The 6,178-nt window shown below is 44.1% G+C and carries 3 protein-coding genes and 2 rRNA genes; 4 read left to right on the top strand and 1 reads right to left on the bottom strand.

Going from position 1 to position 6,178, the window contains the following annotated elements; genetic code table 11:
• Positions 1-124 (top strand): 23S ribosomal RNA (locus OPS28_RS14450); the annotation flags it as partial.
• Positions 125-389: 265 nt separating this feature from the next.
• A 5S ribosomal RNA gene (gene rrf, locus OPS28_RS14445) occupies positions 390-505 on the top strand.
• 478 nt (positions 506-983) lie between these two features.
• On the opposite strand, the gene OPS28_RS14440 is transcribed toward rrf, so the two are convergent.
• Positions 984-1,574, bottom strand: coding sequence for an EF-hand domain-containing protein (locus tag OPS28_RS14440; RefSeq protein WP_265610171.1), 591 nt, complete (start codon positions 1,572-1,574; stop codon positions 984-986).
• A gap of 377 nt (positions 1,575-1,951) precedes the next feature.
• On the opposite strand from OPS28_RS14440, the gene OPS28_RS14435 reads away from it, so the two are divergent.
• Together OPS28_RS14435 and OPS28_RS14430 are read left to right on the top strand one after the other, a co-directional pair.
• Entirely contained in the window at positions 1,952-5,080 is a 3,129-nt protein-coding gene (locus OPS28_RS14435; RefSeq protein ID WP_265610170.1) for an efflux RND transporter permease subunit, read from the top strand.
• A gap of 9 nt (positions 5,081-5,089) precedes the next feature.
• On the top strand, positions 5,090-6,178 hold the full coding sequence (locus tag OPS28_RS14430; RefSeq protein ID WP_265610169.1) for an efflux RND transporter periplasmic adaptor subunit: 1,089 nt from the start codon (positions 5,090-5,092) through the stop codon (positions 6,176-6,178).

Here is a 6,178-nt window from a genome sequence, read left to right as displayed (position 1 = left end):
ATGAGTCATCCCTGGACGTAAGTCCTGGAAGGGTTGTTAAAGACGATGACGTTGATAGGCAGGGTGTGGAAGCGTTGCAAGGCGTTAAGCTAACCTGTACTAATTGCCCGAGAGGCTTAACCATACAACGCCTAAATGGCTTTTTACCACCACGCTTATGCGTGAGTCGTGAAAAATGGCTTCGATGTTGATTTGTACCGGTCACCGGTAAAATTGACTGACCATTTTTCTACTCGCTAAAGTGGTGGCAAGATTGAGCTCATTACGTGTTGTGTGTGAAAGACTAGCTAAAAGTAGAGTAAGTTAGGTTACTCAATAGATTGAATTGATATCAGATTTTCCAGAATTGTTAAGTTACTGACGATAACGTTGGTAACCACCGTTTTTTGTTTGGCGGCCATAGCGATGCGGTACCACCTGATCCCATTCCGAACTCAGAAGTGAAACGCATTAGCGGCGATGGTAGTGTGGGGTCTCCCCATGTGAGAGTAGCACACCGCCAAACTCCCATTAAGAGAAAAGGCTATCCATATGGATGGCCTTTTTTCGTTTTAACCGCTGTTAAAAAATTCCTATCCGCCCTTCGTGGCGTAAGTTACGTCAGAAAGTCATACTATCTTTTCAAAGTAGCGATTCGCGACACGACTAAAAGGATCGTTTTTCTAAACGTCGATGTGCCAGAAGGTAATACAGAGGCGCGTTACCATTCATATTGTTGGAAGCGCTCCCCAAATGGAACTCCTTTACGGCTTTTAGCGCTCGTTCAGCAACCTTTTTATAGTAAGCTGCTAGAGCAGAACAGCGTCGCCAAAAATGTCTTCTGGTATATCTCAACCTACAAGTAACTGCTCGACGAATTTGACTGAAATTGGCATACGGATATCCTTTTACACTCTTACATAGCTTGCCTGCATGAATTCGTCTTTATTCGATACATTCCTTTCTGTCTGCGCACTAATATTGACGGCACTATTTATCCTCGGTTATTCACCGTCATTTTTATGTTGTCCTCTATTCTGATAATTTGAAAATTCGACCATAGTAATTAACTGATCGTTGTTTTCATCGATTCGGCTGAATTCTTCTACTAGGCCGCTCATAGCAGCTTCGGACTTTGATAATTCTCCGTTGCGGTCTGTATCAATCATGTCAAACTCACTTGCTGCCATGAGGTGCGCGTCATTCTCTGTTGTAAATTCTTCGTTTTTAGTGGTCTGCATTTCTTTTTCAGTGTTATTGGCTTCGTTGGCATAGTCTGAACGATCGTTATTTTCTCTTAATGAATCTCTTTCTAAATCGACTACAGCTGCTGCTTGCACATTTTCTTCAAAAACTTCCGGCGTAGTTGTCAGGTAATCATTGAATTCGTTAACACTAATGCGTCTGTTCATATCTACATCGATCTTTTCAAAGTAATTAGCGATTGCTTGGCTTTCTGTCTCTTTTTCTGTGAGATAGCCATTTTGGTCCTTATCTAAATTAGCGAAGTTGGTATCAATTTTCAGATTCTCGTGCGCTGGTGTGCAAGCAGTTACGGTAGCAATAACTGCAGCGGATATAAGTAGTTTATTCATAAAAATCTCCTTGGCTTCCATAATAAATCTGGCATAAGTTACTTCCTTCTGCTTTTTATGCATCAGCTAAGCCAATAAGAAAAAAGTATATATTACAGCGATATAATTATGTTTCTAACAAAACAGAGTTCGCCCACGTTACTTATCTGCAACACGTGATCAGAAAAAAATTCACAGTACCCATTTTGAGATTTTGCTTGATTTTGGTTGCTAAGCGGTGACTTGTAGAATTCTTACGACCATTAATCTCAATAAGTTTGCGACCAAATTCTTTCCTACCATTTACCTCAAAAAGTCTGCGATTGGCGGAAATAAACTTTTTACGGGACCGTTGCGACTTATAGTTAATTCATCGGATTCAATATCAAGTTATTTTTATGGATATCACACGTACTGCAATCAAAAATGCCTCAGGGGTAACAATTGTCGTTGCTTTAATCGCTGCACTCGGATTTTACAGCTTATTCAAACTTCCTATTCAGCTTTTCCCAGATATTGAACGTCCTCAAATATCTATACAAACGAGCTGGCGCGCCGCTTCACCAGAAGAAATAGAGTCAGAAATAATCGAACCCCAGGAAGAGGTTTTGCAGGGGATTGCTGGATTGCACAGTATGTCGGCCTGGGCGAATCAGGGAAACGCATGGATTAATCTGCGTTTTGACCTTGAAACAGATATGCAAAAAACACTTATCGAAGTAGTCAGTAGGATGAACCGTGTACCCCCTCTTCCCCGAGACGCCCTTTCTCCCAATATATTCCTCGGCGGAGGTGGCGGTGACGCACCGGCACTCACCTATTTCTTCCTACAAAAGCTACCGGGCAATCCCAATGAAATAAATTACTACGTCACTTATTTTGATGACGAAATAAAGCCCCAATTAGAAGCTATTCCTGGGGTTGCCAGTGCTCAAATGCAAAGCGGGGTTGGTGGGGAACAAGAGTTTCAAATTATATTTGATCCTTATAAAGCAGCGGAATTGGGCATAGATCTGACGCAAATAACCCGTTATTTAGGCAACTCTACCGATGTGTCGGGGGGATTTGTCGAAGTGGGGCGCAGGCGTTATACACTGCGCTTTGAAGGTAAATACGAACCGCAGAAAATGGGCGATATGATACTTGAGTGGCGCAATGGAAGCCCTATTCACTTAAGAGACATAGCGGATATTCGTATACAAAGAGCCGACGATGACAGTGTGAGTATCCAGAATGGCAATCCCGCAATATCAATCAGAATCAGCCGCGAAAATGATGCGAACGTTTTGGCTACGTTGTTGGCAGTGAAGGATAAAGTTGACGCCATTAATCAAAATATGCTCGCAGACGAAAAGCTTACCATGGTGCAATCATTTGACGCATCAGTATTTATCTATAGAGCTATTAATCTGGTAACCAGTAATCTGTTCATCGGTGTGCTGCTCGCGATTGGTGTTTTGTGGCTGTTCTTACGGCAAATGCGAGCGACACTTATTGTCGCTATGGCGATTCCGATTTCGCTACTGAGTACCTTTGTAGTATTAAAAGTGACAGGTCGATCGTTAAATGTAATCTCATTAGCAGGATTGGCCTTTGCTGTAGGAATGGTTTTAGATGCTGCCATCGTAGTACTTGAAAACATAGTCCAAAAACAAAAGAAAATGGCAGACGAAGCCGAGGCAAGCTATGTGGGAACAAAGGAGGTGTTCGGCGCATTGATGGCATCGACAGCAACGACGGTCGCCATTTTCATTCCTGTCATATTTATAAAAGATGTCGAAGGGCAACTGTTTGCTGACTTGGCATTAACCATTGCTATTGCTGTCACTATTTCGCTGCTTGTAGCAGTTACAGTGTTACCGGTTATCGCCAGTAAAATATTAAGTTCGCCTCAGCCAGAAGACAGACTCCAAAGTCTTTGGGTGCGTATTGCAGCAGGAATAATGAAGTTAACCAATAGTAACGTTAAAAGAATTAGTCTCGCGCTTGCCTTAATGGCCATACCTATTTCAGCCAGTATTGTGATGTTTCCAAAGCTTGACTATTTGCCTCCTGTAAAACGAGATGCCGTTGATGCATTCTTTAACTTTCCGGCTGGGGCAAGTAATCAGTTCATTGCACACGAGATCATGCCCAAAGTAGCAGAAAGATTACAGCCTTATATGGATGGGGAAAAAACGCCCGCTCTTAAAAACTATTACATCATCACATGGACAAACGGCGGGACGTTAGGTGTACGGGCGCAAGATCAGGACAAAGTAAAAGAGCTTGAAACCTTAGTCAAAGATGAAATTCTTAAAGATCTTCCAGATACCCAAACCTTTGCAAGACAGGGAAACCTTTTTGGTGGTTTTGGTAACGGTCGCTCAATTGACGTGCATTTACAAGGGACGGACCAGGAGGGGTTGGTGGTTGCAGCGCACAGAGGAATGGAATTAATAAAAGAAACCTTCCCAGGTTCCCAAGTTCGTTCTAACCCCCCACTTGAACAGTCAGAACCCCAATTGCAATTTATTCCGCAGGACAGCCGAATTATGGAAGTAGGGTATAGTCGTTCACACATGGCAGAACTAGTTCGTGCTATGGGGGATGGAATGTATGTAGGTGAATACTTTGATGGTATAAAACGTCTCAATATAATATTCCGCGCTCAAGACTGGGCAACTCCTGAAGAGCTCGCCGCTACTCCCATCGTCACACCAAGTGGAGAAATGGTGCAGTTAGGGGAGCTTGTAGCGGTCGAACGCAATGTAGGACCCACGCGCATACAACGTATTGATCGTCGCCGTACCCTATCATTAAATTTCAATCCTCCTGAAGGAATAACGCTTGAAGAAGCGATGGCAATTATCGAAGAAAAAATTGAACCGCAAATAAGAGCCGTAATGCCCCCTAATGGCAATATTAGTTTTGGAGGAAGCGCTGATAGCCTGAAAACGGCAGTTAAAACAATGAGTCAAAACTTCTTATTAGCAATGGGGTTACTGGTAGTGCTCATGGCTGGGTTGTTTCGTTCGTTTAAAGACAGTTTATTAGTAGCGTTAGCACTACCGCTGGCAACGGTAGGAGGCATTGCCGCTATTCGAATAATGAATCTTGTTCAATTCCAGCCTATGGATTTGTTAACAATGATCGGCTTTGTCATTCTGCTCGGTTTAGTCGTCAATAACGCGATTCTTCTAGTGCATCAAACACGTATCGGTGAACGAGATGGGTTGAATCGACGCGATTCTGTGCATCAAGCTATTTTGGTTCGTCTACGTCCTATTTTCATGAGCACTCTCACATCGCTATTCGGGATGCTGCCGTTACTATTGCTTCCTGGTGCCGGCAGTGTGATTTACCGAGGTATGGCCGCTGTCATCGTGGGGGGGATGGCAGTGAGTACTGTTTTCACGTTGCTTCTATTACCTACGTTATTGCAGATCGAGTTCAGGTTTCCATGGAAAAAAAATGCGTCACTGACACAGAGAGGCACCAGTCCACTACTTAGTGCAAAGCAACACAAATTTGAAGACAAAATGTAAGGTATTATTATGAATAGGATTTTTATTAAGCCTCTCGCAGTCTCGATATTGTCGATAGGTCTTGGTTTCCCAGCCGCTGCGCAGGAACCGCCTTTACCGCCGGCAACACTCGTTGAAGTGGATCAAATTTTACAAGAGGAAATAGCAGAGCAGCTATGGGTGCCTGGCACAGTGGTGAGTCGGGAAGACGCACAGATAGCCTCTGAAGTGGCTGGCCGTGTCATCTGGATGGCAGAGGTGGGACAACGGGTTAGCATAGGTGAGGTTTTGATAAAACTTGACGATCAGCGCCTACAGCTAAGTTTAGCGCAGGACAAGGCAAATATTGCGAAATGGGAGGCCAGGGTGTCTTTGGCGCATCGAAAATTAGACCGTTTTTTGTCTATGGCAGAGCAACAGAACGTTTCTAAAGACCAACTTGATGAAACGGCGGCGGAACTCGAGATTGCTCGGCAGGAGTTAGCGCAGGCAAAAGCATCAAAAAAAATGACTGAATACCAAATTGCACAAAGCGAGGTGCGCGCTCCGTTTGATACATTGGTAGTTGAGCGTTTGCAATCGCCGGGAGAATTTATCAGTACTGGTCAGGCGCTCCTGCGGATCGTTGATCCCACTCAGGTTGAAGCTGCTATTCGAGCGCCACTTACCGTAATACCTTTTGTCTCTGATGGCTTACATGTAAGGGTAAAAAATAATAATCGTGAAGTCTTAGAAAGAGTAACTGCAGTCGTACCCGTAGGCAATGCCAACTCGCGTATGATGGAATTACGTGTCGCACTTAAACCTACAGACTTTCCAATAGGTAGTGCCATTCGCGTGTCGCTTCCTCATAGTGAAAAACATTATGGTATGACCGTGCCGCGGGACGCGTTAGTACTCCGAAAAACAGGCGCGTTCATTTACCAGATCAATGGAGACAATGAGGCTCAGCAGATAGCTGTCACAACTGGCATCGGGGTAGGTGAGCGAATCGAAGTGTTTGGAGAGTTTGAGGCAACCCAACCCGTAATAACGAGAGGCGCCGAGCGGTTACAACCTGGTCAAAAGGTACGGCTAAGTGGCGGCGGCACCATGATTACGGCGAAAACCGATAGTTAA

This window comes from Alteromonas sp. ASW11-130 (genome assembly GCF_026183735.1).
In the GTDB taxonomy this organism is placed as follows: Bacteria; Pseudomonadota; Gammaproteobacteria; order Enterobacterales; family Alteromonadaceae; genus Alteromonas.
This window is presented reverse-complemented; position numbering and strand designations above follow the sequence as displayed.